Origin of the sequence: Dolichospermum sp. LEGE 00246 (assembly GCF_015207865.1) — a bacterium.
Taxonomy (GTDB): Bacteria; Cyanobacteriota; Cyanobacteriia; order Cyanobacteriales; family Nostocaceae; genus Dolichospermum; species Dolichospermum heterosporum.
Genome location: NZ_JADEWA010000575.1, coordinates 1 through 2,939, shown reverse-complemented (window position 1 = coordinate 2,939; position 2,939 = coordinate 1). Strand labels below are relative to the sequence as shown.

3 protein-coding genes are annotated in these 2,939 nt (G+C 35.3%); all 3 read right to left on the bottom strand.

Translation table 11 applies throughout. The features are described 5' to 3' along the window. Nucleotides 1-121: 121 nt before the first annotated feature. Nucleotides 122-706, bottom strand: a complete 585-nt coding sequence (locus IQ228_RS24195; RefSeq protein WP_193964717.1) for an AMP-binding protein — start codon at nucleotides 704-706, stop codon at nucleotides 122-124. 75 nt (nucleotides 707-781) lie between these two features. Further along, complete coding sequence (locus IQ228_RS24190) at nucleotides 782-2,149, bottom strand: cytochrome P450 (RefSeq protein WP_193964715.1); 1,368 nt, start codon at nucleotides 2,147-2,149, stop codon at nucleotides 782-784. Nucleotides 2,150-2,195: 46 nt separating this feature from the next. Further along, nucleotides 2,196-2,387: a hypothetical protein gene (locus tag IQ228_RS24185; RefSeq protein WP_193964713.1), complete on the bottom strand. Its 192-nt coding sequence runs from the start codon at nucleotides 2,385-2,387 to the stop codon at nucleotides 2,196-2,198. Nucleotides 2,388-2,939 lie beyond the last annotated feature (552 nt).

The following is a 2,939-nucleotide window of genomic DNA, read 5'->3' as shown; positions in this document are numbered from 1 at the left end:
TACATTTCAAAAAATTAATTTTTTGAGAACTTTTTGGCGTGGGCTTTAATTCTCAATAACCAATACTTATTGACAGAACTATTGCTGTTACGTACTTTTAGACTTTTTATTTACATCGAACTCAGGTGATTCGGGAGCCTTGGTTTGAACTAACAAGATTATCTAATATATTACGATGGCTAATCATCACCCCTTTCGGTGCAGAGGTTGAACCAGAGGTGTATTGTAAATAAGCTAAAGAATCATCTGTAACTTCTGGATATTGCCATTCTTGAGCAGAATCAAGAGCAATTTTATCAGTTATTAACCAATGCAGATTTTGAAAATCTGGTATTTCTGGAACTAATTTATCAATACTAGATTTTACCTGAAAAGTAGTCAAAACTACTGATGGCTGTGCATCCTGAATAATTGCCTGTAGTTTTGGCAATATTTGTTTTAAATAAGAAACATCAGGAAGAGGTGTGGGAACAGCTACAACTCCTGCATAAAGACAGCCATAAAAGGCGACAATTACCTCTAGTCCTTGAGGATAAAGAAGAATAGCCCGTTCACCTTTAGCTGTCAAATTCTGAATCTCAACAGCAATTGCCCTCGCCTGTTGATCTAATTGTTGATAGGTTAAAGAGCCAACTTCTATCTTTCCTTCCTGAAGAAAAGTATGGGATACTTTTTGTGGTTGGTCTATAGCTCTTTGTTGGAGCATTGAGATTAACGTTGAAAAATTATTTTGATCCATCAGTTAATAATCTCATTATTGAAATTAGATAATATTACTTAATTAACGTTTAATGATCTCCATTTTCATCCCATATTTAGGACGCAAAGTCAGACCAAAAAGAGGCTCAACTTGATGACCTGGTACTAACTTAAACTTATATCTTTGAGTGATTGTTGCTACGAGAAGAATTAGTTCCATCATGCCAAATGCTTTCCCAAGACAAATTCTTCCGCCCAAACTAAAAGGAAAATAAGCCCCTAAAGGTAATTTTTTACTTAAACCGTCGAGCCAACGTTCCGGCTTAAAAAGTTCAGGTTCAGGGAAATAATGTGGATGACGATGTGCTGTCCATTGACTGACAAATACCTCCATACCTTGAGCAACTGGATATCCCAAAATTTCTGTTTTTTCTAAGGCAACACGAGCCATAATCCAAACGGGAGGATAAAGCCTTAATGTTTCTAAAATACAAGCTTCCGTATAGGGCAATTGTGGAATATCTGCCACTGTAGGAATTCGTCCTTGAAGAACAGTTTGAATCTCGGCAAATAATTTTTCTTCTATATGAGGATGCTCAGATAATAGCCAAGAAATCCAGGTTAAGGCGATCGCTGTTGTTTCATGTCCAGCTAGAAAAATATTGACAATCTCATCTCTTATTTGTTGGATTGTTATGGATTGATTGTTGTCAGCTTGGCTTTGCAACAAAATTTCCAGAAAGTTTTTTTCTCCTCCCATCTGATGTTCTTGGATCATTTTATAGATAAACTGATCTAGTTGTTTGATACTTTGACGAAGTTTTAAATTACTGGGAGTTGGCAACCAATCTGGAGTAATGAATAAATCTTGGTTAACTGATTTGAAACGATTGATTGTGGCATCTAAAGCCACATTGAAGACATTGGCAAACTCAGAATCTATAGTTACACCAAACATAGTTCGAGCAATAATAGTTCGAGTAATAGCCACATAATCTTGATAAATATCACGCACCTGTTTATCACTCCACATATTTATTACAGAGTTAGTTTCATCAATCATGACTTGTGCATAATTCATTAACATCTGTTTATGAAAAGCTGGTTGAAGCAAAGTGCGTTGCTGTTGATAAAATTTGCCTTCGTTTAAAAAGAGTCCATTTCCTAAGATAAATTTAGAACTCAGTTCAAAAATCTGTCCCTTACGCATAAAATTCTGTTGTTGCCGAACAAAAACATCCTCAATACAATCAGGATGATTAAGAAACAGTGCAGAATTAGATAAAAATCGCAAGGGAACTAGCTTTCCATATTCAAGAGAACAATTGCTCAGAAAGCTGATCGGATCTCGAATATATCCTAAAAGATGACCGAAGAGATAATTTTGTGGGGGAGATGAATAAGAAACTGGAGTTTCTTCTTTTATTGACTGTTCAGAATCTTTTAACATAATTAAATTTCCCAGATTGAAAAGGATGATTGTTTTTAGTTTGACCTTACAGATGCACTACAAAAAAATCAAGTAGTTGAACTAGGATCACTCTTGCTTGTTCATCTAATTGTTGATAGGTTAAACAACCTAATTCCTTATCACTATCTTGGAGAAAAATGTATGCTTTTTTATCCGGTTGATATTTTGAACGATATTGCAAGATTTCAATTAAATTTGAAAAGTTATTTACTGTCATATATAGAAATCCGGTTTGATTCCTGAATTTACTTGTGTGGTCAGGGAACAGGGAACAGGGAACAGGAAAGACATAATTGATACCTACTGAGTCTTGTTCAAAAATCAAATAGGAGTCCTATAGGAATTCGGGTTAAATTTTGAAAATATACAGCAGTTACAGATATTATGAAGTACAGATATTAATGATAAAACCCTTGTTGTGCGGGCATCTTGTCTTTGCTACTAATTATGTAAATTTTCATTAAAAATACCATAGCTCTGAATAAGTATTGCAACTTTGTTTACAAATCAAAATATTCTAAGTATATCTATATGTCAATGTAGGGTAAATCCTGAATTGGAGAGTCCCGATATGCCCAAGCCTCAATCCGTGGGCGTGTTAGCGGTATTGACTTGAATGTGAACGACCAAGGAAAAGCAAGTTATACTGGCATTTTTCAGCCGGGTTCTATCTTCGCACCATTTATTATTGCTAATAATACTTTAATAAATTACATCATAGCCCCCTCCTCGCTTGCGGGGAGGGGGTTGGGGGTGTCTCTTATACCCA